The following is a 25,436-nucleotide window of genomic DNA, read 5'->3' as shown; positions in this document are numbered from 1 at the left end:
TCAGGCGGGTTGGACGGAGGCGACCCGGCGCCGCATCCCCTCGGCGTACTGGGCCGCCTCCAGGCCGGCGATGAGGTGCCAGACGCCCGGCGACGCCTCGACAACGCCCTGGACCCCGGCCCGGCGCAGAGCCTCGACGTCGACGGCGCTCGAGTCGTTGACCTCGACCCGCACGCGCGTCTCCGCGACGGGCTCCAGCGCGACGATGTTCGCCTCCCCACCGAGCGCAGCCACCCACTGCTTCGACTGGTTGGACTCCACATCTCCGACGACGATGACCCGCGGCTCGGCGGTCGCGGCCTCGTCGTCGGCCGAGGAACGCTGTGCGGCGGCCTTCTGCTCGGGCGTGCGGTAGTCGAAGATGATCACCAGGACCATGGATGTGACGAAGGCCGCGACCACCGAGATCGCGTAGAGCCCGATGTTCGAGAAGGCCGGGATGGTCAGCAGCGAGGTGAACACGAAGGCGTTGGTGGTCACCTGCGAGGTCAGGGTCCCGCCGATGCCGATGATCAGGCCGCCGACCAGACAGCCGATCAGCATGCGCGGATAGATGCGCTTGAACCGCAGGTGGATGCCGTAGAGGGACGGCTCGGAGATGCCGCCGAGGAGTCCGGCTGCCAGTGCTCCGGTGGCGGTCTGCCGCATCTGCACATCCTTGCCACGCCACGAGATGTAGAGCACTCCCGCGGTCGCACCGAAGCAGGCGAAGTTCCACACGCCCATGGGCCCCTGAATGAAGTCGTAGCCGAGCTGCTGGATGTTCAGCAGCATCACCGCGTTCAACGGCCAGTGCAGGCCGAGCGGCACCATGAACGGGTAGGCGAGCGGGATGATGATGGCGAAGATCAGCGGACTGAACGCGTTGATCGCGCCGAGTCCGCCCGCGACCCAGGCGCCGAGGAAGACGCCGATCGGGCCGATGAGGAAGGCGGTGAGCGGGAGCATGATCAGCATCGCCAGGAACGGGACGAAGATCAGCTGCAGGTTCTCGGGGATGATCTTCTTCAGCAGCTTGTACAGCGGACCGAGGATGCCCGCCATCAGGAGCGGCGGGAACACCTGCGAGTTGTAGGAGAAGATCGTCAGCGGGACCCCGAAGATGTCGACGAGGGTCACGTCCGATCCAGCGATCGTCGCGGTGTACGCGGCATCGGACGTGCCGAGCGCCGAGAATCCCGGCAACATGACGAGCGCCATGACCGCGAAGCCCACCCATGGGTCCGCGCCCACCTTCTTGCTGGCGTTGTAGGCGACCATCAGCGGCAGGAAGATGAACACCGACTGCCACAGCAGGTTGACGAACTGCCAGCCCACGGGCAGCTCCACGCGCGGGTCGGCCCAGTTCCCGATCACCCCGAGCGTCGACATCAGGGACATGAACGTGATGAACAGTGAGGCGCCGAGCAGAGCGCCGAGGATGGGGCGGAAGGAGTCGGAGAGGAACTCGAAGAACGAGTCCACCCAGGCGAACCTCCCGCGGACCCCGCCCGCGCGGGCGGCGGCCTTGAGCTCGGCGTCGGTGGGTTCGCGCCGTGTCTGCATCTCCGGCAGCGCGTTGATGTCGTTGTAGGCGTTCTGGACGGCGCCGCCCATGATGATCTGGTACCGCTCCCCCGCCTGGGGGACGGCGCCCATCACGCCCTTGATCGACTCGACCTCGGTCTGATTGATGGCGGAGGCGTCGACAAGTTGGAAGCGCAGCCGCGTCGCGCAGTGCGTGAGGCTCACGATGTTGTCGGGCCCACCTACGGCCTTCAGGATGTCTTGTGCGGTGCTCATGACTGACCTCAGTCCTCCGTGGCCGGGACAAGTGCCCGGACATCTTCAGGGGTGGCGCAGGTGACCGCGCGCGCGGCGATCTCCCTGCAGTGGGCGATGGAGACGGCCCTGACGGCTGCCTTGACGGCGGGGATGGCGGGGATCGAGCAGCTCAGCTCATCCACCCCCAGCCCCAGGAGGATCGGCACGGCCTGCACGTCGGAGGCCACGCCCCCGCAGATGCCGAGCCACTTGCCATGGCGGTGCAGCGCCTCGGCCGCGTCGCCGATCAGCTTGAGGACGGCCGGGTTGCAGGGGTCGACCTGCGAGGCCAGCTTGGGGTGGCCGCGGTCCATGGCGAGCGTGTAGCTGGTCAGGTCGTTGGTGCCGACCGAGAAGAAGTCACAGCCCTCCTCGGCGGCGAACTGCTCCGCCATCACCGCCACGGACGGGACCTCCATCATGATGCCGACGCTGACGTGGGCCGAGGTCGGGTGGTCCTCGGCGACCTCGTCGTAGATGGCCTTGGCGGCGCGCCAGTCGGCGATGGTCGCGATCATCGGGAACATGATGTGCAGCTCCGCCCCCGCCCCGGCGGCGGCCAGGATGGCGCGCAACTGCGTGCGCAGCAGCTCCGGCTGCTCCAGGCCCACGCGCACCCCGCGGATGCCGAGGAACGGGTTCTCCTCCACCGGGATCGGCACGTAGGCCAGCGGCTTGTCTCCGCCGACGTCGAGCGTGCGGATGACCAGCGGGTCGCCGGGCCGCAGCGCCTTCGCGCAGGCGGCGTAGACATCCGCCTGCTCCGCCTCGGTCGGTGCCGTCGTCCGGCCGAGGAACACGAACTCGGAGCGCAGCAGCCCGACGCCCTCGCCGCCCATCGTGACGGACTGGGCCGCGTCGTCGGCGCCGCCGATGTTGGCGACCACCTGCACGGCGTGGCCGTCGGTCGTGACGGCCGGCTGATCCTTGGCGGCCAGCTCGCGCTCCCTGCGCTCGGCCATCCGACGCTGGCGGGCCAGGATCTCGTCGATCTCGGTGTCGCTGAGGTTCTGCCGCAGGGTGCCGGCCGTGCCGTCGAGCACCACCCGGCTCCCGTCGACGATGTCGAGCGCCCCCGGCTCGATGCCGGCCACGGCGGGGATCCCGAAGGAGCGGGCGATGATCGCCACGTGCGACGACGCCCCGCCGCCGGTCGTCGCGAAGCCGACGACCCGGCTGCGGTCCAGCTGCGCGGTGTCCGACGGGGTCAGTTCCTCCGCTACCAGGATCGCGGCCTCGGGCAGCTCCGCCTTCTCGGACCGCTGTCCGGTCAGCTCCTCGAGCACCCGCTGGCCGACGTCACGCACGTCGGCGGCGCGCCCGGCGAGCACCTCGTTGTCGAGGCCTGCGAGCTGGTCGGCGAAGGAGTTGTACGCGGCCCGCCAGGCGAAGGGCGCGCTCTTGCCCTTGTCGATGGCGCTCACCGCGATGTCGAGGAGCTCGGGGTCCTGCAGGATCTCGCCGTGGGCGGCGAAGATCGCCGCCTTGTCGGCAGACCCGTCCCGTTCGAGCTTCAACTCCAGGGCCGACAGGTCGAGGGCCGCGCGGTCGATGGCGCTGTTGAGCTTGCGGCGCTCCTTGTGGTGGTCCTCCCCGGTCTCGGAGACCGCGATGTCGTCGTGGCGCACCTGCACGACTGTGCCCACCCCCAGTCCGGGCGACGCGGCCACGCCGAGCAGCAGGTCCGGGTCGCCGGACCGCGGTTCGGGCGCCGCCCGGAGCGGCGCGGGAGCGGGGGCGGACTCCGCCGGGACGGCAGGCATCGCCACCGTGTCGTCCGTGCCCGAGGCAGGGACGGCCTCACCCAGCCCTTCCCTGATCGCGGCCACGATGGCGTCGACGGCCTCCGCCGCGTCGGACCCGTGCGCCGTGACGGTGACCTTGTCGCCGCGCGCGACGGCCATGCCCATGATCGCGACGATCGACTTCGCGTTGGCCGTGTCGTCGCCGCGCCGGATCCGCACGTCGGACGAGTACTGCTTGGCCAGGTTCACCAACGTCGCGGTGGGCCGCGCATGCAGTCCGGTCGGATTCGGGATGATGAGCGCCTGCGACGTGACCGTCGCGCCCTGCTTCGGCTGACCGTCGGCCTCGTCCTGTGCCTTCAGCTGGACGTAGGCGGCCACCGAGCTGCCCGCGTCCACCATCCCTGCGCTGGGTGCGATGGACTCGACGATCTCCATGTTCGTGATCACGACCTGCGTTAGCAGGCTCTTGGCAGCGCGGCCGACGCCGTCCAGGTCGAATTCGATCAGCGGGTCGCCTGGGGCGACCGAGGCCCCCTCGGTGACTCTGGGCGTGAACCCCTCACCACCGAGCGCGACCGTGTCCAGCCCGATGTGCATCAGGATCTCGAGGCCCTCGGCCGTGCGGATCGTGATGGCGTGGTGCGAGGGTTGCAGATCGACGACCTCGCCGGCGACCGGCGCCACGAGGAGGCCGTGGAGGGGGTCTATCGAGAAACCGTCACCCACCATCTTCTTCGCGAACACCGGGTCGGGCACCTGGTCGAGCGGAACGAGGACCCCTGTCAGGGGCGCCATGAGCTCGACTGTCGCCGTGGTCAGCGGCTGCGACATGATCGTCTTCTCCTTTGCCCCCGGGGGCACCAGCGCCCGCCGGGTGGCAAGGATGTTACGACCTCAGGGGAGCATCCCCGCCGTTGCCGGAGGCCCTTTCGTGCCCCAATGTGTGGCGTTCGAGACCCGACGTCAGTTCCGGCCCGAGCGGCGTCGGACGACCATGGGCGTCAGCGGAGACCAGCACCGTGACTCCGCGCGCGAAGACGGTGCCGTCGGCCGGGTCCGTCACCTCCGCCTCGACCGTCAGGGAGGTGGTGCCGACAGCGACAGGGGAGACGCGGACCTCGAACGGCTCCATGCGGTGGGGCAGCTGGACGAGGTAGTTCACGTCCTGGCGGGCCACGAGCCACATCCGCTCGGACCCGGGCGCCCCGGCACGCGCCATGGCCGGCACCCACGCGGTCGTCGCCGTGACGCGGGCCTGCTGCAGGAAGTCGAACACCTTCGCGTTGTTGACGTGCCCGTAGGAGTCGAGGTCGGTCCAGCGGACCGCGAGCGGCACCGGGGTGCCCGCCCCTCCCAGCGACGGGAACGCCAGCGGCCGCAGCGCCTCCGCCTCGATGCGATGCGCGTCGAAGAACGCGCGATGCTCGGGACTGAGCCGCTGGGGTCGCTGCTCGTCGAAGTTGAACGGGGTCAGGACGGTGCGGGCGTTGACGCACGGCCTCCCGTCCTGCAGCACCCGGTAGGCGAGTTCGATGCGCGCCCCTCCGAGCGCGCTCACGCCGAGCTCGACCCGCACGGGCACGTCGGCGTAGGCGATGGGGCTGCGGTACTCGACCCGGTGGCCGACGACGACCACGCCGCTGTCGAGCAGCGGCGACGCGACCCCGCTCCGGAGGAAGGCGACGCGCGCCTCCTGGAGGTAGTCGACGACCAGGGCGTTGTTGACATGGCCCTGCGCGTCCAGGTCGGACCAGCGCAGCGGGATCTCAGCGGTGAACGTCACGAGCCGACCCTAGCCCCGTCGCGCCGGGGCCGCAGGTCAGTCCTCCTGCGGGTACATTGCGTCGACGAGGTCCTGGTACTTGCCCGTCACGATGGAGCGGCGGATCTTCATGTTGGCCGTCACACCCTCATTCTCGACCGTCAGCTCGTGGTCGAGGATCGTGAACTTCTTCACGGTCTCCCAGCGCTCGAGCTTCGCGTTGGCCTTCTCCATCTGCTTCTCCACCGAAGCATGGATCTCGGAGCGCTGCGTCAGGTCGGCGTAGCTCAGCCCCTCCAGGCCACGCTTCTGGGCCCACTTCGCGAGCAGCTGCGGGTCAAGTACGACGAGCGCGGAACAGTACTTCCGTCCGTCGCCCACCGCGATCGCCTGCGAGATGTACGGGATGTTGGCGGTGATGGCCGCCTCGACCTTCTGCGGCGCGACGTACTTGCCTCCGGACGTCTTGAAGAGGTCCTTCTTGCGCTCGGTGATGACGAGCTTGCCCTCGTCGGTGAGGTGACCGATGTCGCCGGTGGCGTACCAGCCGTCGTGCAGCACCTCGGCCGTCCGCTCCGGGAGGTTGTGGTAGCCGGGCGTGATGATGGGCCCGTTGATCAGCACCTCGCCGTCGTCGGCGATCTTGAACTCGATGCCGGGCAGCGGCGGGCCGACCGTGCCGAGCGTGGGGTTGGGCAGATCGAAGCACGCGATGGCGGAGGTCTCGGTGGAGCCGTATCCCTCGACGATCACGATGCCGGCGCCGAAGAACCATGCCTGGATCTGCGGGGACAGCTTCGCGGAGCCGGAGATCATGAACTTGATCCGGCCGCCGAGCTTCTCCTTGAGCTTCGAGTAGACCAGCCTGTCGGCGAGCCGGTGCTGGAGCGCGAGCCGGCCGGGCAGTTCCTGGCCCTTGGAGAGGTAGGGGACGGCGTCGCGGCCGACGGCAAACGCCCAGCGCGCGATGCGGGCCTTGACGCCCTTGGAGCCGGTCATCACGGCGCCGCGGACCTTCTCGAAGATCCGCGGGGCGCCGCACATGAAGGTCGGGCGGACCTCGCCGAGGCCGTCGACGATGCGGTCGATGCGGCCGTCGACGGCCGAGGTGAAGCCGTACTCGAGCTGACAGGCGATCAGGGCCTTGCCGAAGACGTGGCTCAGCGGGAGCCAGAGGTACTGCAGGTCGGTGTGCTCGATGACGTCGAGGTGCTTGGTGGCGATGCCCTCGTAGACCCAGGAGATGTGGTTGAGCCGCACCCCCTTGGGCGTGCCGGTGGTGCCGGACGTGTAGATGAGGGTGGACAGCGTGTCGCGGGAGGTGGAGGCGATCGCGTCGTCGACGGCCGTGGGGTGCTCGGCGAGATGGGCCTCGCCGGCGTCGAGCAGCTGGCGATAGGAGATGACGCGGTCGTTCAGCTCGACACCGTCGGCGTCGATGAGCACGATGGTGTGCAGCTGGCTGTCCAGCACATCGTGTCCGAGCGCCTTCTCCAGCTGCCCCTTGTCCTCCGCGAAGAGCACGACGGAGCCGGAGTCGGTGAGGATGTAGTCGAACTCCTCGCGGGCGGTGTTGGGGTAGATCGTGGTGGTCGCCCCCGCCGCGCAGGCGATGGCCAGATCCACGAAGATCCACTCCAGCCGCGTCGAGGACGCGATGGCGACGCGCTGCTCGTACCTCAGGCCGCGGGAGAGCAGGCCGGCGGCGAGGCGGTCGACGATGACCTGCGACTGGCGCCACGTGTACGGCTGCCAGGTGTTCGGCCCCTCCGGCGCGCGGTCGGGATCGAGGAAGGCGTCGTGGTCAGGGGTGGTCTCCACGCGGCGGCGGAACATGTGTCCGACGTTGTCGGCGGCCTTGGCCAGCAGTTCTTCTCGAATCGACACCTTCGACTCTTCTCCTTGGGCGGTGGTTTGCGGGACAGGCTATCGCGTCAGGTCGCCATGCATCGGGACAAAACACAGGAGATACCCTTCCCGGTCTACTTGAAATCTCAACCATGTGGTAGACTGCCCCGCATGTCCGAACCAGCAGCAGGGTGGCTGACCGAGGATCAGCAGCGCGTCTGGCGCAACTACCTCCTCGCCCAGACCCACATCGCCGAATACCTCGAGGACGCGCTCGACACGTTCGGCCTCAGCCTGGCCGAGTACGAGCTCCTCGTCCGTCTCAGCGAGTCGCCCAACCACACCGTGCGGATGGGCGAGCTCGCCGCCTCCGTCGGCCACTCGAGATCGCGCCTCACCCACACCGTCAAGCGGATGGAACAGGCCGGCTGGATCGCCCGCACCACCTGCGAGGTCGACGGCCGCGGCGTGCAGGCCCACCTCACGGACGAGGGCTTCGCCCTCCTCAAGCGTGCGGCCCCTGCACACGTCGACTCCGTCCGACGCGTCTTCGTCGACGCCATCGACCCGGACGACTACGCCGCCCTCGGCCGAGCCGTCCAAGCCACCCTCGCGGTGACCGACCAGCAGGGCCACGGTGGCAGACTAGGGCCGTGACTCTCTCGGCAACGGCACCCCACGAACTGCTGCTCGACCGGCTCGGCGACCTTGCGGAGATCATCGACACCTCCACGCTGACCCGGGCGCTCTACTCGAGCGACGCGTCCCTCTACCGCGTCGCACCGCAGGCCGTGGCACGCCCGCGGACCACCGAAGAGCTGGTCGCGGTCGTCCGCGCGGCCCTCGAGGTCGGGATGCCCATCACGGCGCGCGGCGCCGGGACCTCCTGCGCCGGCAACGCCGTCGGCCCCGGCCTGGTGATCGACGTGGCCCGGCACCTGACCACGATCCACTCGATCGACGAGACCAGCCGCACCGCCGTCATCGACCCAGGCGTCGTGCAGGAACAGCTGCAGGTCGCGGCGCGGAGTTTCGGACTCAGGCTCGGCCCCGACCCGTCGACGTCGACGCGCTGCACCGTCGGCGGCATGATCGGCAACAACGCGTGCGGCCCCCGCGCCCTTGGCTACGGCCGGATGGCCGACAACGTGGTGAGCCTGGACATCATCACCGGCACCGGGGAACTGGTCACGCTGGGCACCGACGACCTGCCCGAGCTGCGGAACCTCGTGGCCGCCAACCTCGGCATCATCCGCACCGAGTTCGGCACGTTCAGCCGCCAGGTCTCCGGCTACTCCCTGGAGCACCTGCTGCCCGAGAACCGTTTCGACACGCCGCGGTTCTTCGCGGGCACCGAGGGGACGCTGGGGGTGATCGTCCGGGCCACCGTGCAGCTGGTCGCCGACGCTCCCGAGCGCGTCATGGTGGCTCTCGGCTACCCGACGATGCCCGACGCGGGCGACGACATCTCCCGCCTCCTGCAGTTCTCCCCCACCGCCTGTGAGGGCCTCGACCGGCGCATCGTCGACGTCGTGATCGCCAAGAACGGCCCAGACAGCGTCGGCGTGCTGCCCGCCGGAGACGGATGGATGTTCCTCGAGCTCGTCGGCGAGGATGCGGCCGAGGTCCGCGACCGGGCCGAGCGCCTGCTGGCCTACGCGCACGCCACGGAGGGCTGGGTCGTCGACGACCCCGCCCGCGCCGCGGAGCTGTGGAAGATCCGCGCCGACGGAGCCGGCCTGGCCGGCGTCTCGCTGGAGCGCCCGGCCTACGGCGGGTGGGAGGACGCGGCCGTGCCGCCGCAGCATCTGGGCACCTACCTGCGCGAGTTCGATGCGCTCCTGGCGCGCCACGGCCTGCAGGGTCTCCCCTACGGGCACTTCGGCGACGGGTGCGTCCACTGCCGCATCGACTTCCCCCTGACCGCGGACGGCGGGGCGCAGGGCTACAAGGATTTCGTCGAGGAGGCCGCCGCGTTGGTGGCCCGGTTCGGCGGTTCCATGTCGGGCGAACACGGCGACGGCCGCGCCCGCTCGGCCCTGCTGCCCCATATGTACACGCCCGAGGCCATCGAGCTGTTCGGCCGGGTCAAGCGGATCTTCGACCCCGAGGGCCTGCTCAACCCCGGCGTGCTCGTCGACCCTGCCCCCGTCGAGGCGGACCTGCGCATGGTGGCGGTCAGCCGCTCCCCGCTGTCGTCGACCGACGCCGAGTTCGTGGAGGCCGTCCACCAGTGCTCGGGCGTCGGCAAGTGCCTGGCCAACTCCACCGCCGGCGGCGGCGTGATGTGCCCCAGCTTCCAGGCCACCCGCGACGAGAAGGACTCGACCCGCGGCCGGGCGCGCGCGCTGCAGGAGATGGTCAACGGGTCGCTGATCTCGCAGGGCTGGCGCTCGCCCGAGGTCGCCGCCGCGCTGGACCTGTGCCTCAGCTGCAAGGGCTGCGCCCGCGACTGCCCCACCGGCATCGACATGGCCGCCTACAAGGCCCGCGTCACGCACGAGCGGCTGAAGGGCCGGCTGCGCCCACGCAACCACTACGCGCTCGGCTGGCTGCCCCGCTGGGGCCGCCTCATCACGGCGATCCCCGGCATCGGGCCCCTCATCAACGCCGTCGGCAAGGCCCCCGTGCTCGGCGCGGCCCTCAAGTTCGGCGCCGGCGTCGACGGGCGGCGCCAGATCCCACGCTTCGCGTCGCGGACCGCCAGATCGCAGCTGGGCGAGATCCCCGTCGGCTCGAAGGGCCGGGTGCTGATCTGGGTCGACTCCTTCTCGGACTGCTTCGAGTCGACGTCGTTCGCCGCCATGGTGAAGGTGCTGGTCGGCCTCGGCTACGAGCCCGAGGTGCTGAACGAGACGGCCTGCTGCGGCCTGACCTGGATCTCGACCGGCCAGCTCGACGGTGCCCGCCGCCAGCTCGCCAACGCAGCCCGGGTGCTGGCCCCCTACGTCGCGCAGGACGTGCCGATCGTCGGCGTCGAGCCGAGCTGCACCGCCGTGTGGCGCAGCGACGCTCCCGAGCTGCTGCCCGACGATGCCAACGTGGCCGCGCTGAACGGCAAGGTACTCACGCTCGCGGAGTTCCTGGCGACCAACGAGGACTTCGTCGCCCCTGACCTGAGCGGGCACACGATCGTCGCCCAGCCGCACTGCCACCACGCCTCCGTGATCGGGTGGAACGTCGACCGTCAGCTCCTGCAGGCAACCGGGGCGAAGCTCATCGTGGTGGGTGGCTGCTGCGGCCTGGCCGGGAACTTCGGCGTCGAGCGGGGCCACCATGAGGTCAGCGTGAAGGTGTTCGAGCACGACCTCGGCCCGGCCATCGAGGCCAACCCCGACGCCATCGTGCTGGCCGACGGGTTCTCCTGCCAGACGCAGCTGACCTCCCTGGCAGGCCGTGCCTCCATGTCACTGTCCGAGCTGCTCGCGACCCACTGACACGTCCCCGGCCTCGCCCCAGCGGGCGATGGCACGCTCCCCCTCGACCCGGATCGCGACGAGCAGGGTCAGGTAGGCAAGGCCGATGGCGATCAGGAGGACCGGCACCGCGGCCTCGGCAGCCGGCACCCCGAAGACCCGGGAGAAGACGGACTGGATCGGGTCGCCGGGGTCCCCGTCGGGGATCGTGAGGACCAGCAGGATCCAGAGCCCGTAATAGGCGAACGAGGTCCAGGCGCCGACGGGGCCGAGCCAGTGCCGCCACTGGCGGCGGCGATACGTGGAGGCCAGCATGGCGGCCATGGCCTGCATCGCGATCGTCGCGGGGATCCCCACCAGCGCGTACAACGCGAACACGACGTCGCCGGGGATGGTCAGCGCCCTCAGACCTCCCGCCACCAGCGGGAGTAGCACGATGCCTGCCCAGAGCAACTGGTAGGCGACCTCGCCGAGGGGATATCGGGGCACGGGAACCGGGGAAGACATGATCCGGCAGCCTAGCGGGGTCCGACGATCACGCCGTCCCGGGCGCGCCCCGGTCATCAAGGCTAGTGTGGCAGGTGTGAGTGACGACACGCGCGGTCGACGACTCGCCGGCCTGCTCACCGGCGCCCTGTGCTTCGGTGCAGCGCTGCGCGTCTTCCTCTGGCGCATCGGCCAACCCTTCGCGTGGACCGACGAGGGCGTCACGTACGAGACGCTGCGGACCCGATCCTGGGACCAACTGCTGCTCCTGTGGGACGGGACTGACGCGCCGCTCCTGCCCTACTACCTGGTCGCGAAGCTGTGGGTTGACCTCCTGCCCGGGGAGGTCACGATCGGTGCGATCCGGTCGCTGTCGGCCGTGCTCGCCGCCGTCGCGGTCCTGTTCGTCCACCTCCTCGTGTCGCGCCACCACGGCCGGGTCGCCGGCGTGGTGGCCGCCGGGATCCTGGTGGCGCTGCCGGGCCTGTCCCGCTACGCGCAGGAGGCCCGCCCGGCTGCGCTCCTGCTCGCCGTCACGGCCATCGCCTGGTGGTCGTTCGACAGGTGGAACTCCCCCGCCGACGAGCGGAGGCCCTCCCCCGTCCACGCCGTCGTGCTGTGCATGTCCCTGCTCGCCATCCCCGCCGCCTCCCTCTTCGGGCTGCTGCAGTGGGGCGCCATGGGCATCGCCGCCCTGTGGTGTGTCGCCCTGCCGTCGCGGCACGGCTGGTTCGTGGCGCGCGTGCGGCTGCTGGCCCCGCTGGCCGCGGCGGCCGCCGTCGCCGTGCTGCCGGTGATCCACATCGCGTCGCACGGCACCGGGCCCGTGCAGGCCCAGAGCCCCACCGCCGAACTGATCGTCGACGCCGCGCAGCGCGTCGCCTCCGGAGCGAGAGAGGCCGACGCGACCACCTGGCTGCTGCTTGCCCTGATCGCCGCCTCGCTCATCTCGCTGTTCACGCCGGCGATGCGCCGGTTCCTCGGCACAGCATGGATCTGGCTACTCGTGCCGCTGGTCGGCGGCGTCGTGGCCGGCATCGTGCACGCCCAGTTCATCCGGGTGCGCTACTGGATGCCCCTGATCCTCCCGGCGGCCGCCCTCGCCGCGGTGGGCGCGACGCAGCTCGGGCTGCTGGTGGCCAGGGTGCTGCCCCGTGCCCTCCGCCCAGCGGTGCAGACGCTCGTCGCGGCGACGCTCGTCGTCGCGGTCGCGTACCTCGGTGCGCCGACGCACATCGCGATCCGCGATGTCGAGGGGCACGACAACCCCATCGTCGATCTGCTGGCCTTCGTCGACGACCTCCGTGCGGAGCACCCCGAGGCGGTCGTGCTGATCGACGGCACGGGCGCGAGCTACTACTTCGCGCAGGCCGACCCCGAACTCTTCGCGTCCAACATCCTGACGACCCCGGCCCCGGACAGCCCGAACGTCTGGCGCGACGTAAGACCCCAGAAGGAGCGCAGGGCCGAACTGGCCGACGCCACCTCCGCCATCTGGATCCACTTCGCACGGTCGAAGCCGCGCGCGACGTATGCACATCTCCGCGACCAGCTGATGGCTGCGGGGCTCACCCGCACGGACGCCGGCTCCTTCCACGGCCGGTGGCGCGTCACGCTCTGGGAGCGGTGACGCGCCCGTCCGGTCAGCGGGTCAGGCGGCGGTGGGCCGACGACTTCGGACGCGAGGCCTCCGGGCCGAGCCGCTCGATCTTGTTCTGCTCGTAGTCGGCGAAGTTGCCCTCGAACCAGAACCAGTTCGCCGGGTTCTCGTCGGTGCCCTCCCACGCGAGGATGTGGGTGGCGACGCGGTCGAGGAACCAGCGGTCGTGAGAGATGACGACGGCGCAGCCGGGGAACTCCAGCAGCGCGTCCTCCAGAGACTGGAGCGTCTCGACGTCGAGGTCGTTGGTGGGCTCGTCGAGCAGCAGCACGTTGCCGCCCTGCTTGAGGGTGAGCGCCAGGTTCAGGCGGTTGCGCTCACCGCCGGACAGGACGCCGGCCAGCTTCTGCTGGTCGGGGCCCTTGAACCCGAAGGACGCGACGTAGGCACGCGAGGGCATCTCGAAGTTCGCGACCTTGATGAAGTCGAGGCCGTCGGAGACCACCTCCCAGACGTTCTTCTTGGCGTCGAGGCCGGTGCGGCCCTGGTCGACGTAGCTGAAGGAGACGGTCTCGCCGACCCTGACCTCGCCGGAGTCGGCGGCCTCCAGGCCGGTGATGGTCTTGAACAGCGTGGTCTTGCCGACGCCGTTGGGGCCGATGATGCCGACGATGCCGGCGCGCGGCAGCGTGAAGGACAGGTCGTCGATGAGGACGCGGTCACCGAAGCCCTTCCTGAGGTTCTTGACCTCGAGCACGACGGAGCCGAGTCGCGGGCCCGGCGGGATGTTGATCTCCGCCAGGTCGACGGCCTTGCGGCGCTCCGCCTCGGCGGCGAGCTCCTCGTAGCGGGCGAGGCGGGCCTTGTTCTTGGCCTGGCGGGCCTTCGGGTTGGCGCGGACCCACTCGAGTTCCTTCTCGAGGATCTTGGCGCGCTTGGCGTCCTTCTTGCCCTCGACGGTCAGGCGGGCGCGCTTGGTCTCCAGGTACTTGGAGTAGTTGCCCTCGTAGGGGTAGAGGCGGCCGCGGTCGATCTCGCAGATCCACTCGGCGACGTTGTCCAGGAAGTAGCGGTCGTGCGTGACGGCCAGCACGGCGCCGGGGTAGGTCTTGAGGTGCTTCTCGAGCCAGTCGACGCTCTCGGCGTCGAGGTGGTTGGTGGGCTCGTCGAGCAGCAGCAGGTCGGGGGCCTCGAGCAGCAGCTTGCAGAGCGCGACGCGGCGGCGCTCGCCACCCGAGAGGACCTTGACGTCGGCGTCGCCGGGCGGGCACTGGAGCGCGTCCATCGCCTGCTCCAGCATGGAGTCGATCTCCCAGGCGTTGCGGTGCTCGAGCTCGGTCTGCAGGCGGCCCATCTCGTCCATCAGGGCGTCGAAGTCCGCATCCGGCTCGGCCATGGCCATGCCGATCTCGTCGAATCGCTTCAGCATCGCCTTGGTCTCGGCGACGGCCTCCTCGACGTTCTCGAGGACCGTCTTGCCCTCGTTCAGCGGCGGCTCCTGCAGCAGGATGCCGACGGTGGCGCCCTTGGCGAGGTTCGCCTCGCCGTTGTTGGGCCGGTCCATGCCGGCCATCAGCTTCAGCATGGTGGACTTGCCGGCGCCGTTCGGGCCGACGACACCGATCTTGGCGCCCGGGAGGAACGACAGCGTGACGTTGTCGAGAATGACCTTGTCACCGACCGTCTTCCGGACGTTGTGCATGGTGTAGATGAACTCGGCCACCAGGGCTCCCTTCGCGTTGACCGCAGGCAAGTATGCCAGCTTGCCCCGACCGGGTCGCATCCGCTCCTCAGAGGAGCCTGTCGATGGCGGCGCGCGCGGCCGCGTAATCCTGCACCTGGGCCATCGCCGGGCCGACGAGGCTCCGCTCGGCGACGGCCTCGACCGACGACCTCAGCGCCTTCTGCGCTCGGCGTGCCGAGGAGCCCGCCGCCGCGTTGATCGCCAGCTGGGACAGGCCCGAGGTCAGGATGCCGCCGACGACGCCGCCGAGCAGCAGCACCGTGGGAACCGGGACCTGCAGGCCGCCCGCGGGCCCGAGCGGATAGCTGGCGAACGGCGGGAGCCCGAGGTAGCCGAGCGCGGCGTTCAGGGTGAGCCAGCCCAGCCCGACGACCACCACAGCGATCAGCACCCACTGCAGCGCGCGGATGACCTGCCACCAGGCGGGGTTCCTGGCCACGCGCAGGTCGGTGGTCACCACGGCGCGGTCGAGCTCATCCGGGAGGCGGGGCTCCGCGGCACGCAGCGCGTCGACGACGCCCTGGCGCCAGGGTCCGGGCAGCGGGTCGCCGACGGCGCCGACGATGGTGCGCAGGGCTGCGGACTGGTGGGCGGTCGAGGCCGGGGACCGGGTCGGCAGGGAGCTGCGCTCGACCACCGGGGCCGACTCCAGCTCGGGCCGCGGCTGCGCCTCCCCGAGCCGCAGGCGGCGCAGCGGGTCGGGCTTCAGGCGGCCGATCCACTTGACCAGCGGCCAGCCGGTGGCGAGCCGCCCCCGGTGGCGCACGGAGTCACGCACGGCGTCGACGACGACCGGCACGCCCGCCGCGGCCGACAGCTCGACGGTGACGCGGTCGAGCACCTCGCGCCCGGGTGCGGGCACGTCGATCCGGCCCAGCGCGTGGTCGAGCTCGCGGGCCACCTCGTCGACGTCGGCGGCCAGCCGCTGCGCCGCCGCCTTCTTGGACTGGGCCAGCAGGCCGAGCCGGGCCCGGAGCTCCTCGAGCCCCATGCCCGTCAGGGCGCTGGTGGCGATGAGCGGCACGCCGGTCAGGCCGTCGGAGTCGAGCAGGCGGCGGACGTCGGCGAGGCACTGCGCCCGGGCCTCCGGGTTGAGGAGGTCGGCGTGGTTGAGGACGACGGTGATGACCTCGCGGTGCCCGGCGAGCGGCTGCAGGTAGCGCTTGTGGATGGCCGCGTCGGCGTATTTCTGCGGGTCGAGGACCCAGACGAACTGGTCGACCAGGCCGACCATCCGGTCGACCTCGTCGCGATGCACCCGGCTGGTCGAGTCGTGGTCGGGGAGGTCGAGCAGCACGACGTCGGCGAAGGCCGGCGTCGGGGGCTCCGCCTCGTGGCGGCGCTCGACGCCCAGCAGGTCCAGCAGCGGCGGGTTGGTCGCGGAGAAGCTGACGGCCAGCGTCTTCGAGGTCGTCGGACGGCGGGCGCCCTGCTCGGCGAGCCGGGTGCCGCTGATGGCGTTGAAGAGGCTGGACTTGCCCGAGCCGGTGGCTCCGCCGAGCGCGACGACGGTCTGCGGGCCGGCCGCCAGCCGCCTGCCGGCGTGCGCAAGCACGTGGCGGGCGTGGGCCTCGGTCTCGGCCGGGACGCGCCCGGAGACGTGCTCGACGGCCTGGTTGAGGTACGCGAGCTGGTCGGTCAGGGTCATCAGGTGAGCTCCGGGGCTGTCAGGTCGTCGAAGGCGGCGCGGGCTGCGTCGCGCAGGTCGGCCGCTGCGGCCTGGAGTTTCTCTGTCGCGTCGCCGGCCACCGACAGCGTCTCCAGGATCTGGATGTAGCGCGCGGCCTCGTCGGCGAGCGCGTCGTCGACGCGGTCGTGGAGTTGGCGTCGGGCGTGCTCGGCGAGGCGCCGGACGGCGTCCTCCCCGAAAACGGCCTCGAGCAGCCGCTGGGCAAGCAGAGAGGTGCCTCCCGCGATGCCGATCTCTGCGGTGGTCAGCCCGCCGGTGGACGCGAACACGACGATGATCAGGGCGGCGCCGACGACGTTGGTGCCGATGGCCAGGAACCGGGCCTTCATGCGCTTGCCGCGGCCCTGCTGCTCGACAAGGCTCAGCACGTCGGTCTGCCAGGCGCGGATCGCTGCGGCCGCGGCCTCGGGGAACTGCTCGGAGGCGCGCTGCAGGTGCGGGGCGGCCGACAGGATGTCGCGGCCCCAGCGGGTCAGGGACCACGAGGCGGCGGTCTCCTCAGCGGCCCGCTCCCCCGCCTCCAGCAGGACGGCGGTCAGGGAGTCTGCGATCGCGACCTCCATGGCCTCGACCTTCGGCTCGCCCTTGAACCAGCCGGAGATGCGGTCACGGATCGCGCTGATGCGCTCCTCGACCGAGCGCATGAACTCGCCGGTGCCGACGAGGTCCTGCCAGCGGCTGAGGATCTCGCCGCGCAGGAGCGAGCCGTCTCCCGCCGCCTCCGCGACAGCCGCGGCGGCGCGCTGGTAGGGAGCCACGGTCTCGCGGCGCAGCTCGGCCAGCGCGTCACGCTGGCGCTGCACTCCGGCGGTCAGCTCGGTGAGCTGCGCGTCGAGGGATCGGACGGAGCCCGCGAGGCTCTGGACCGCGACCTGGGCGCGGGCGCCCGACTCGGAGGTCAGCTGGCCCAGCCACTGGCGGATGCCGGAGACGTCGCCCGGGGGCACCATGCCGTCGGACGGCAGCGCCCGCTCGGCGACGGCGAACAGCTTCGCCTGCGGCAGGCCCCGCTCGGAGAGCAGCTGCGCGAGGTGGCCGCCGATGTCGGATAGCGCGCCGGGTGGGCAGCGGTTCACGATGACGGCGACGACGGTGTTGCGCTCGGCCGCGGTGGCGAGGTACTCCCACGGCACCGCGTCGGCGTAGCGCGCGGCGGAGGTGACGAACAGCCACAGGTCGGCGGCGAAGAGCAGCTGCCGCGCGAGGCTGCGGTTGGCGTCGTCGATCGAGTCGATGTCGGGGGCATCGAGCAGCGCCAGGCCGGGCGGGAGCGCCTCGGTGGCGACGATGTGCAGCGCGCGGGAGTCGTGCAGCTGCGTGTCGGTGCGGACGAGGTCGGGCAGGACGTGTTCGGTGCGGAACCACGCCTCGTCGCTCGGGTGGCACACCAGCACCGGCGACTTCGTGGTCGGGCGCAGCACGCCGGGCCTGGTCACCTGGGAGCGCAGGATCGAGTTGACGAGCGTCGACTTGCCGGCGCCGGTCGAGCCGCCGACGACGGCCAGCAGCGGGGCGTCAAGGCGCGCTGCGCGGGGCAGGAGGTAGTCGCGGACCTGGTGGGCCATCGAGCCCGCGAGCGAACGCAGCGCCTCGGCCCCCTCGATCGGCAGCGGGAACTGCGCGAGCGGCAGCGTCGCGTCGAGGCGGCGGAAGGCAGCGGTCAGCTGCTCGGCGCCGCTCATCGAGGTGCCGGCCAGTTGCCGCCGACGCCGGCCGGGCCGGGTGCGACGGGGGGCGGGTAGGCATCGGTCAGCTGTCCCTGCGGGAGGTGCCCGCCCGTCGGGGGCGGCACAGCGCGGCGGCGGCGTCGGGGCGGGAGGACCTTGAGTCCGCGGTAGTCGCTCAGCGCCTTCCCCCCGACGGCCAGCTGGTTGATCTCGGTGATCAGCTCATGCGCGCGGTCGTCGCCCGGGCCGGCGACCGTGCCGCGGGCCATGGAGTTGCGCAGGTAGGCCAGCTCGGTGGCCCTGCGCAGCAGCCTGGTGGTCTGCCACCACACGCGGGGGCCGCGGAAGATGGAGAACCAGATCAGCTTGATGCGGCGCAGCGGGCCGCCGTAGACCTCGACCTGGCGCGGCGTGAGCCAGCCGGCGCGCTGGTAGTCGCCCAGCCGGGCCTTGAGGACCTGGCCGTTGCCCACCACGCTGACGATCAGCGAGATGACGATGACCGCCACCAGCGCCAGCGCAAGGTAGTACGGGAACATCAGCGCCGAGGTCGAGTTCGTCGACGACAGGCCGTTGAAGAGCATGTGGCCCGCGCAGGCGAGCATGAATCCGCCGAGCGGGGCGAGCACGCGGACGATCTTGCTCCGGGCGCCGAGCCCGATGACCAGCCCGGAGGCGGTCATGATCGTGAACAGCGGGTGCCCGAAGGACGTGTAGACCCCGCGCAGCATGACCAGCTGCACCATCGTCGCCTCGGGGTCGGCGATGGTGATGTCGTGCGTGGCCTGCATCCACACGCGCGAGTAGTAGATGATGTTCTCGGTGAAGGCGAACCCGACGGCCGAGAGCCCGGCGAGCGCGACCATCGACAGGCGCGAGACCACCTTGTTGCGCCACAGGACCACGAGCAGGATCAGGATGGTCGCCTTGGCGAACTCCTCGACGAACGGCGCGGAGAACACCGCGGCGCGCGAACCCGAGTCCGAGTTGGCCTCAGTCGTCGCCATCATCTCGCCGGCCCACGAGTTCACATAGATCGAGAACCACGTGGCCGCGCAGGCGCCCCAGCCGAACGTCAGCAGCCACACCAGCGGGTTCGACGTGCGGAACCGGTCGAGCCAGATGAACAGGGCCGAGTAGGCCATCGCCGTCCACATCGCGTAGAACGCGGCCCGGCGGAACGCCTCGTTGCTGATGCCCAGCGTCATCGAACCGTCCTCGAACGTCTCGGACGGGCTGAGCAGCCAGTACTGGTCGACGAGGCAGTAGGCGTAGAAGGGGATCAGCACCACAGCGAGCCAGAACAGCGGGCTGCGCAGCAGCCGCGAGTACCACCGGCGCTGCACGGGCTCCGCGGGAAGCCCGTTCAGCCACCGGTCCCGGGAGGCATCAGCTGTAGTCATGATGCGGCCAAGACTAGCGGGCCCCCACCACCGTCCCCCGGATAGGCTTCCAGCATGCGAAGCTTCTTCGACGCCATGACTCCCTGGCCCCGCAAGGAGGGCGCGCTGCACGTGTACGCGCTGCCCGACGACGACACCCGCGACACCCTGGCCGCCCTCTCCGAGCGCCTCGACGGCATCGACGGGCTCCCCCGGATGCCGCTGCCCTGGCTGCACCTGACCGTCACGCGCTACGGACAGTTCGACGGCATCGGGTCGATGCCGCTGCAGGACCTGGCCGAGGCGATCGACCAGGAGCTCGTCGGCGTCGGCCCGTTCGACATCGAGCTGGGCGCGCCCGCTGCCTCCGGGAACACTGTGACGTGCGAGGCCCCCTCGGTCCCCGAATGGGAGCGGCTGGTGTCCGGGGTCCGGCGCGCCGTCAGCGTGCTGGGTGACGACGAGGAGCTGCCGCCTGCGCCGCACGGCCCGCACGTGACGCTGGCCTACGCCAACGGCGACGTCGACGACGCACTGGTCGCCGGGCGCCTGGCCGACGCGCCCGCCGTCGGGACCCTGCGGATCGACCGGGTGTTCCTGGTCTCCGTCACCGTCCGCCCCGAACTGGGGTCGTTCGACTGGATGGAGCTGGCCAACTGGTCGCTGAAGAGCTGACCAACGCCACCCGTCGAGCACAGGAATGCGTATGTCGGACCCCGTGCGATATGCGGACAGCAGCCCCGCCCCAGGCATCTTTGTGAACACGAAAGAGCCCCGGTTCATATGAACCGGGGCTCTTCGTTTCGTACACCACCAGGGACTCGAACCCTGAACCCGCTGATTAAGAGTCAGCTGCTCTGCCAGTTGAGCTAGTGGTGCGCGGCGAGATGTAACTCTAGACCGCCTCGTGGCGGGATGTCCAATCGGGGGTCTGCGGAGCCCGATCCGGGCCTTCTCAGGCGGTGCCGACGGCGCGTCGGATCAGCTCGGCGACCGTCGCCTCGTCCGCCTGCTCCAGCCGGTCTATGGCGAAGGACGTCGGCCACATGGCGCCGTCGTCGAGCGCGGCCGAGTCGTTGAATCCGAGCGTCGAGTACCGGGCGCCGAACTTCACGCGGGGCTGGAAGAACAGCACCACCTGACCGGCGTCGTCGGTGTAGGCGGGGAACCCGTACCAGGTCTTGGAGCCCAACTGGGGGGCGTTCTCCTTGACGAGGGCGTGGAGCCGCTCGGCGATGGCGCGGTCGTCGTCGGGCATGGCAGCGATGGCCTCCAGGCAGACCTGCTCGAGCGCGGCGGCCTTGTCGGCGGCCTTCTGCGCCGCCTTCTCCGCGCGCAGTTCCGCGGCGCGCGACTTCATCGCGGCCTTCTCGTCGGCGCTGAACTCGGCGCCCGTCTTCTCGGCCATGGGATCCTCCCGGTGATCGGCTGCGCCGATTCTGGCACGACGGCGGTCCGTAGGAGGCGCCGCAGCAACGCCCTGCAGCCACGGAATGCGAAACGGCCCCTGACACTGGCTCAATGCCTTGTCAGGGGCCGATCTCTTCGGGGTCCCTGCGTAGTACGTTCGTCAACCTTGCCCCGCGCCTAAAGACCCTGGTCACACGGTGGAAGCGGGGCGTCTACCGTGTGACCCAGCGCCCGGAAACCGCTCCGATCGAGGATTCTCGCGGCACTGTGGTTCGGAGGATTGAGAATCTTCAAACCTTCCTCACCGCCTCGGAGGTCGATCGCCTCGTTGACGAATATCGCAGCGGAGCAACGGTCAACGAGCTTGCCGAAAAGTACGGCGTCCATCGCGCCACGGTGTCGGCTCATCTGACTCGGCGCCGCGTTGGGCGTCGTCGCCCAGGGCTGGGCGTCGAGGAAGCGGCAGAGGCGGTGCTGCTCCACCTCGGTGGTGTCTCGATGCGGGCGATCGCGCAGAGCATGGGAGTGGATCGCAAGGCCGTGCGGCGCGCACTGGTCGAGGCGCAAGCTATGAGTTGAAGTTGGTTCGTCGGTCGACATGTCTCGGTCGGCGTTGCCCTCCAACACCTCCAGCACGCCCAGCGGGTAACGCTACTCATGCGGTTCTTTCAACGTATTACTGAATGGGCCAGTCCAAGACCTGAACGTTTTGAGGAGAGCGGCGATCTGGCTATCAAGCATCTGGTCAGCCGTGAGCCAGTTCGCTCCGTCTAGAAGCAACTCTGGAAGCCCAAGAATTGGGTCGTGCCAGTTCAGGCTACCTGGATCGATCGAACCGAGTCCATAGTGAACGAGAACATTGCGCAGATCACGCGCGCCCTTGGTTCTCATCGGCGCTATCTGTTCACTGGATAGGAGCGTTTCGATGTCATTGCCAATTCGATCCGAGAGATTAAAATCAGTGTCTAGTGCCATAACTGCCCTCAGGGTCTCCACAATCTGCCACACCCCGGCGAACCTGAACTTGAACGTGGATGGGGCAAGCGGGTCAGACCCGGGCACAAGTTCGCGCATCAATTCCAAGCCGAAAAGGTCGCAGTGGAGAATCGCAAGGGACATTGCTTCCGCCAGGGGCACGGCCGGGAACATTGCGGAGTATAGGTCTCCGTACCGGGCATCCTTGGGAGTGGCGAGGTCCGAGCGCCAGCATCGGAAGTAGTTGTCGTCGCTCCAACCTTCCTCGTCGGCGTCGCAGAGGCCGTTGAGGTACGCGGCAAGTTCGCGGGTGCGGTCGACCGTCTCGGCCTGCTTGGCTCCCGGACTTAGGCGGGCGTGGAAGCCAATCGATTGTGATGTACACAGAATCTGGTTGTCGTAGAGTAGGACCGAGGTGTCGTCGACCAACACGCCTAACGCAGAGAACGCGCGGAAGAGCCAGGGGGCTCGGTTGTTCTCTAGGTACCAGGCCCGGTCTCGGGCCGAGTTGTTGGTGAACTCGGTGAGGAGTTCGAGTTGAGTCTTCTTCTTGTCGTTGAAGAGCTTGGTGCTATGCCTGGATGCGGCGAGGGCCCGCTCGTGGGTCCATGGTTTCGTAGCCGCCGCGAGACTGGCGGTTCGTTCCGAGAACTTGTGCACCTCGTAGGCGACGAGAGACAAGTGCTGGAGATGCGATAGCGCGAGCCAGGCCGTGTCGTCCCGATCCTGGCGGGTGATGACTCCGTTCAGAACGGCCATCGCGAACCTGAGGTCAGACTTGATCAGGTGACGTGAGCCGCGCTCACCCAGCGATGGTGACTCCATCTGGCCGCTCTCTACTTCGTGTCTCCGTGGCCTACATCGATTCAAATCAAGTATGCCAGGCATGTCTCGACGGGCCTTCACATTTGCTCCCTAGTGGGGACCGACGGCGGCCCGTTAGCTAACGGTCGCTGACGTTCCGCACAATCGGCGACCAATGGTGTTTCGGCCTGATGGTCCGTGGTGTCGGGCGCCCGCGTGGACACAGCGCCAACCTTGGCGTCCCCCCTCCTCGACTCATCGGGGCCCTCGATGTACCAATCGATCCAGGGTCCTCGCACGCTGTTCCGACGGAACACCGGTCAGACGGTTGACCGCGTCGGGCAAACTCAGGCTCGATCCATGTGGCAAAGACGCTCTCCAGAACGTTGGCGCCGAACTCGCGCCCGGGGTCAAGGGTGTTGAGGTCGCCCATTCTTGCCTCTTCCGTCCCGAGCGTGGCCGCCGGGTCTACTGATCTGAGTCATTTGTGGGCTCCGCTTCTACGTGGTACCGCTTCCAGAAGGGCATGTAGATGAGCCGAAGTGCTTGCCGCCAGGCGTACACCGCGTACAGGGAGGCCGAACCATCGTCGTCCAGAAGACCGTGAGCGACCTCGTTGCGGAGGTTCGGCCCGACCTGCTCGCAATAGAGCGCCCGCAACTCAAACACGACATCCGCACCGAAGATTTCCGCCGCTTCGGGGCGCTCCAGGAGTGCATTTAGGCTGTTCTCCGTCTCGATGTTGTCGGCGTCAAAGGTGGTCGTAGACACACGCACGGACTTCATTACCTGCCGTACCAGGTTTTCCATTTGTGGCGCCAAGATGTAGAGAGCCGAGGTGAAGTCCCGGTTGAAGCCGTGGAACAGCGCACTGGCGAACAAGCCCTCGCGGTCTGCAGGCACGACGGCGGAGGACTGGGCGATGTTCCTGAAGTCTCGGAGCGAGAGACGATGCTCTACCTGGAGCTGAGACAGAGCGGGCAGGATCGCCCCGTTCGTCAGCGCGATCGCCCGGTTGCTGAAATCCGAGACCATCACGTGCCAGATCCGTTCGTCTTGGTTGTCCTCCCCTAGGGTCGGGGTGCTGCGCGCCGCGACCCGCGCGTCCGACGTGTAGACGGTGCGGCTGACGAGGTTGATCAGGCGTGGCTCGTTCACCGCCGACGTCGCCTCTTGCCTGGCGTCTGCTTCCGAGGCGTACGGGGCAAGAGTGACGAACTTCATTAGTGCGGTGAGCACGTCGAGATCCTTGACTCGGCCCCGAGCCTGCCGAGCCGCCTTGGTCAGGTCAATGGCCCCGGAGTCGAAGGTCGTCATCTGTTCCACGGCGGCGGCGTGGGCATCTCGAACCTTCCATCTGACTTGTTCGATCCTCGTGTCGAGGCCGCGGTCTCGCCGTTGTGCTCGCGGCACCTTCAGCAACGCCTTCAGCGCGCTCTCCAGATGCGACGCAGCCACAGCAGCCCTTGCCTTGTCGGTGGCCAAGATTGTGGCGGCTTCGCGCTGCCACAGGTCCGCTTCGCGAACATGTATGTCGACGACCGTCTCGCCCATGCCCAGCCTGCGATACCAGCGTTCCGCTTCAAGTACGAAGTCTCTGGCCCGCCACAGGTCGCCGCTTGCCTCCATTTCGCTGCTCAAGGCAAGCATGCGATCCGCTATCTTCGGAGCGTCTGTCTCTGGCACCCGAGACCGGAACAGGAGCGTGGCCAGCGCCATGGTGTAGTAGCCGTCGTCGACAGTTGCCTGGTCGAAGAGTGTCAAGAGGGTCTGGCAGATCTGGGTCAGCTTCTCTTTGGCGTTGGTTCGGTAGGCAAGCTCGATCGCCCGCGCCCAACAGCCTTCGCCGTCGCTTGCCCACGAGTCGGGAGTCAGGTCGACCAGCATGTATGCGTCGAGCGCGATCGCTCCGAACCGGTATCTGTTCTCACGCGCGCTCCTTCGCCACAGGATGTCCCCGATCCGCGCCCGTAGCTTGGCCGGCTCGACCCCATTGATGATCGACGCTAGGAATGCCAACTCTTCCTGCCCCAGATCCTCCTCCGCCATCGTTCTGCCTGTGCTGGTCACGATTGCCGGGCTATACGGCTCCGCGGGCTTGTCGGCCTGCAACATCAGTGATGCGATCCCGCCGAAGAGAGCGAAGGTGCGCTCCAGCTCCGGGGTCGATTCGCGGACCTGCTTGGCCGCGCCGTCGAGCACGGTCCAGTAGTCGTGATAATCGCCGCCCGCAGCGGCCGCGCTCGTGATCGCCTTGGCCCACGCGGCATGCGCCAGCGCGTCAGGGTCCAGAACGGTGGCGCACTCGATGCTCATGCCCCAATCTTGGCGCAGAGGTCGACACGTCTTCGGTCCCGCCAGGTCGTCGGCACTGCCGCGGTCCCCGACCTAGCCTGCGCTGGAGTAGTCAGAGCGTCCGCTCGCCGCGTGATCGAGTGGATGCTCGGATATGCGGACATCCGCAGATCGGCATGATCGGAAGGGTGCACGGGGAACGAGACGACACAGCCGCGACCGTTGCGGGTGGTTCCGCCCGCAGTGGGTCGCCGAGACGGGCTTGGCGGTGATGGCCTGTGGGAACGTCGTGAGGGCAAGGGGAGGCTGTCGTCTTCCGGTCGGACCGTTGCTACGCAACTGCTTCGAAGCAGTGGTGGCCATGAATCACCATCACGCACCAGGCGCATCTAGAGATGGTCGTGCGATCACCATCACGCACCACACTGAATCTCGGCTTGACAAGGAGACAGTGAAAAGAAGTCCGGGCCCAGTGTCGATTGAGGCGCTGCAATCACTTGGGACGCCGACCGGATTTCGGCCACGGGTGGCACAGATGCGACCGGACATTTCCTCGGTGACGGTTCGGAATGGGAGGGCCTCAGGCCGGAGTTGCCCCTGTGCTGATCGAGCGATGAGGAGCCTGCGCCGGGTGACCCGGCAACGTCGCGATCCTGCCGCTCAGGATCAGCAAGGCACGCGCCTTCGTGCGACTAGCTGGATCGCCAGTATATCCAGGGCGCTCCCGCCAAGCGCGTGTTTCTCGTCAGAGGAGCCCGAGCGCGGGCCGGGTGCGATCAACCCGGTGTGCCGCTGAACGAGTTGGA

Annotated in this window: 17 protein-coding genes and 1 tRNA gene; 5 read left to right on the top strand and 13 right to left on the bottom strand. The window is 69.1% G+C overall.

Features of this window, described 5'->3' with window-relative positions:
* Genes KDB89_RS04675 through KDB89_RS04660 form a run of 4 tightly spaced genes read right to left on the bottom strand, consistent with a single transcriptional unit; the run spans position 1 to position 7,200 of the window.
* Complete coding sequence (locus KDB89_RS04675; RefSeq protein ID WP_219083696.1) at positions 1–1,782, bottom strand: PTS transporter subunit EIIB; 1,782 nt, start codon at positions 1,780–1,782, stop codon at positions 1–3.
* An 8-nt stretch (positions 1,783–1,790) separates the two neighbouring features.
* The gene (gene ptsP / locus KDB89_RS04670; protein WP_219083695.1) at positions 1,791–4,382 is read right to left on the bottom strand and encodes a phosphoenolpyruvate--protein phosphotransferase; all 2,592 of its coding nucleotides are present in this window, start codon (positions 4,380–4,382) and stop codon (positions 1,791–1,793) included.
* Positions 4,383–4,437: 55 nt separating this feature from the next.
* The gene (locus tag KDB89_RS04665; RefSeq protein ID WP_219083694.1) at positions 4,438–5,334 is read right to left on the bottom strand and encodes an acyl-CoA thioesterase; all 897 of its coding nucleotides are present in this window, start codon (positions 5,332–5,334) and stop codon (positions 4,438–4,440) included.
* Between the two features lie 36 nt (positions 5,335–5,370).
* Entirely contained in the window at positions 5,371–7,200 is a 1,830-nt protein-coding gene (locus tag KDB89_RS04660; protein WP_255556208.1) for an AMP-dependent synthetase/ligase, read from the bottom strand.
* 132 nt (positions 7,201–7,332) lie between these two features.
* On the opposite strand from KDB89_RS04660, the gene KDB89_RS04655 reads away from it, so the two are divergent.
* Together KDB89_RS04655 and KDB89_RS04650 are read left to right on the top strand one after the other, a co-directional pair.
* A complete protein-coding gene (locus KDB89_RS04655; protein ID WP_219083693.1) occupies positions 7,333–7,818 on the top strand; it encodes a MarR family winged helix-turn-helix transcriptional regulator in 486 nt (161 codons plus the stop codon).
* Positions 7,815–10,598: an FAD-binding and (Fe-S)-binding domain-containing protein gene (locus KDB89_RS04650; protein ID WP_219083692.1), complete on the top strand. Its 2,784-nt coding sequence runs from the start codon at positions 7,815–7,817 to the stop codon at positions 10,596–10,598. Before KDB89_RS04655 ends, KDB89_RS04650 begins: the two co-directional genes overlap by 4 nt.
* Here the strand turns inward: KDB89_RS04650 and KDB89_RS04645 are convergent.
* Complete coding sequence (locus tag KDB89_RS04645) at positions 10,569–11,084, bottom strand: hypothetical protein (protein ID WP_219083691.1); 516 nt, start codon at positions 11,082–11,084, stop codon at positions 10,569–10,571. The two genes, KDB89_RS04650 and KDB89_RS04645, sit on opposite strands and share 30 nt — an antisense overlap.
* Before the next feature lie 76 nt (positions 11,085–11,160).
* On the opposite strand from KDB89_RS04645, the gene KDB89_RS04640 reads away from it, so the two are divergent.
* Positions 11,161–12,693 (top strand): glycosyltransferase family protein, encoded by a 1,533-nt coding sequence (locus tag KDB89_RS04640; protein ID WP_219083690.1) that lies wholly within the window; start codon positions 11,161–11,163, stop codon positions 12,691–12,693.
* A gap of 13 nt (positions 12,694–12,706) precedes the next feature.
* Here the strand turns inward: KDB89_RS04640 and ettA are convergent, their stop codons facing one another.
* From ettA to KDB89_RS04620, 4 genes are all read right to left on the bottom strand, one after another.
* A complete protein-coding gene (ettA, locus tag KDB89_RS04635; protein WP_219083689.1) occupies positions 12,707–14,386 on the bottom strand; it encodes an energy-dependent translational throttle protein EttA in 1,680 nt (559 codons plus the stop codon).
* A gap of 67 nt (positions 14,387–14,453) precedes the next feature.
* Entirely contained in the window at positions 14,454–16,055 is a 1,602-nt protein-coding gene (locus KDB89_RS04630; RefSeq protein WP_219083688.1) for a GTPase, read from the bottom strand.
* Positions 16,055–17,779, bottom strand: coding sequence for a P-loop NTPase family protein (locus KDB89_RS04625; RefSeq protein ID WP_219083687.1), 1,725 nt, complete (start codon positions 17,777–17,779; stop codon positions 16,055–16,057). The genes KDB89_RS04630 and KDB89_RS04625 overlap by 1 nt, the downstream gene beginning before the upstream one ends.
* A complete protein-coding gene (locus tag KDB89_RS04620; protein WP_219083686.1) occupies positions 17,776–19,167 on the bottom strand; it encodes a PrsW family intramembrane metalloprotease in 1,392 nt (463 codons plus the stop codon). The genes KDB89_RS04625 and KDB89_RS04620 overlap by 4 nt, the downstream gene beginning before the upstream one ends.
* Positions 19,168–19,221: 54 nt before the next feature.
* On the opposite strand from KDB89_RS04620, the gene KDB89_RS04615 reads away from it, so the two are divergent.
* Complete coding sequence (locus KDB89_RS04615; protein WP_219083685.1) at positions 19,222–19,821, top strand: 2'-5' RNA ligase family protein; 600 nt, start codon at positions 19,222–19,224, stop codon at positions 19,819–19,821.
* A 131-nt stretch (positions 19,822–19,952) separates the two neighbouring features.
* Here the strand turns inward: KDB89_RS04615 and KDB89_RS04610 are convergent.
* Positions 19,953–20,025 (bottom strand) — tRNA-Lys (locus KDB89_RS04610).
* Positions 20,026–20,101: 76 nt separating this feature from the next.
* Positions 20,102–20,554 carry an iron chaperone gene (locus KDB89_RS04605; protein WP_219083684.1) on the bottom strand — a complete coding sequence of 151 codons (453 nt, stop codon included), beginning with the start codon at positions 20,552–20,554 and terminating at the stop codon, positions 20,102–20,104.
* A 221-nt stretch (positions 20,555–20,775) separates the two neighbouring features.
* On the opposite strand from KDB89_RS04605, the gene KDB89_RS04600 reads away from it, so the two are divergent.
* Positions 20,776–21,135 carry a helix-turn-helix domain-containing protein gene (locus KDB89_RS04600; protein WP_255556206.1) on the top strand — a complete coding sequence of 120 codons (360 nt, stop codon included), beginning with the start codon at positions 20,776–20,778 and terminating at the stop codon, positions 21,133–21,135.
* Between the two features lie 72 nt (positions 21,136–21,207).
* Here the strand turns inward: KDB89_RS04600 and KDB89_RS04595 are convergent, their stop codons facing one another.
* Complete coding sequence (locus KDB89_RS04595; RefSeq protein ID WP_219083683.1) at positions 21,208–22,290, bottom strand: hypothetical protein; 1,083 nt, start codon at positions 22,288–22,290, stop codon at positions 21,208–21,210.
* Positions 22,291–22,803: 513 nt separating this feature from the next.
* Entirely contained in the window at positions 22,804–24,651 is a 1,848-nt protein-coding gene (locus KDB89_RS04590; RefSeq protein WP_219083682.1) for a DUF7380 domain-containing protein, read from the bottom strand.
* Positions 24,652–25,436: the final 785 nt, after the last annotated feature.

The organism is Tessaracoccus palaemonis (genome assembly GCF_019316905.1).
Classification (GTDB): Bacteria; Actinomycetota; Actinomycetes; order Propionibacteriales; family Propionibacteriaceae; genus Arachnia; species Arachnia palaemonis.
The sequence above is the reverse complement of the archived record's forward strand: the minus strand, read 5'-3'. Positions and strand labels throughout refer to the sequence as shown.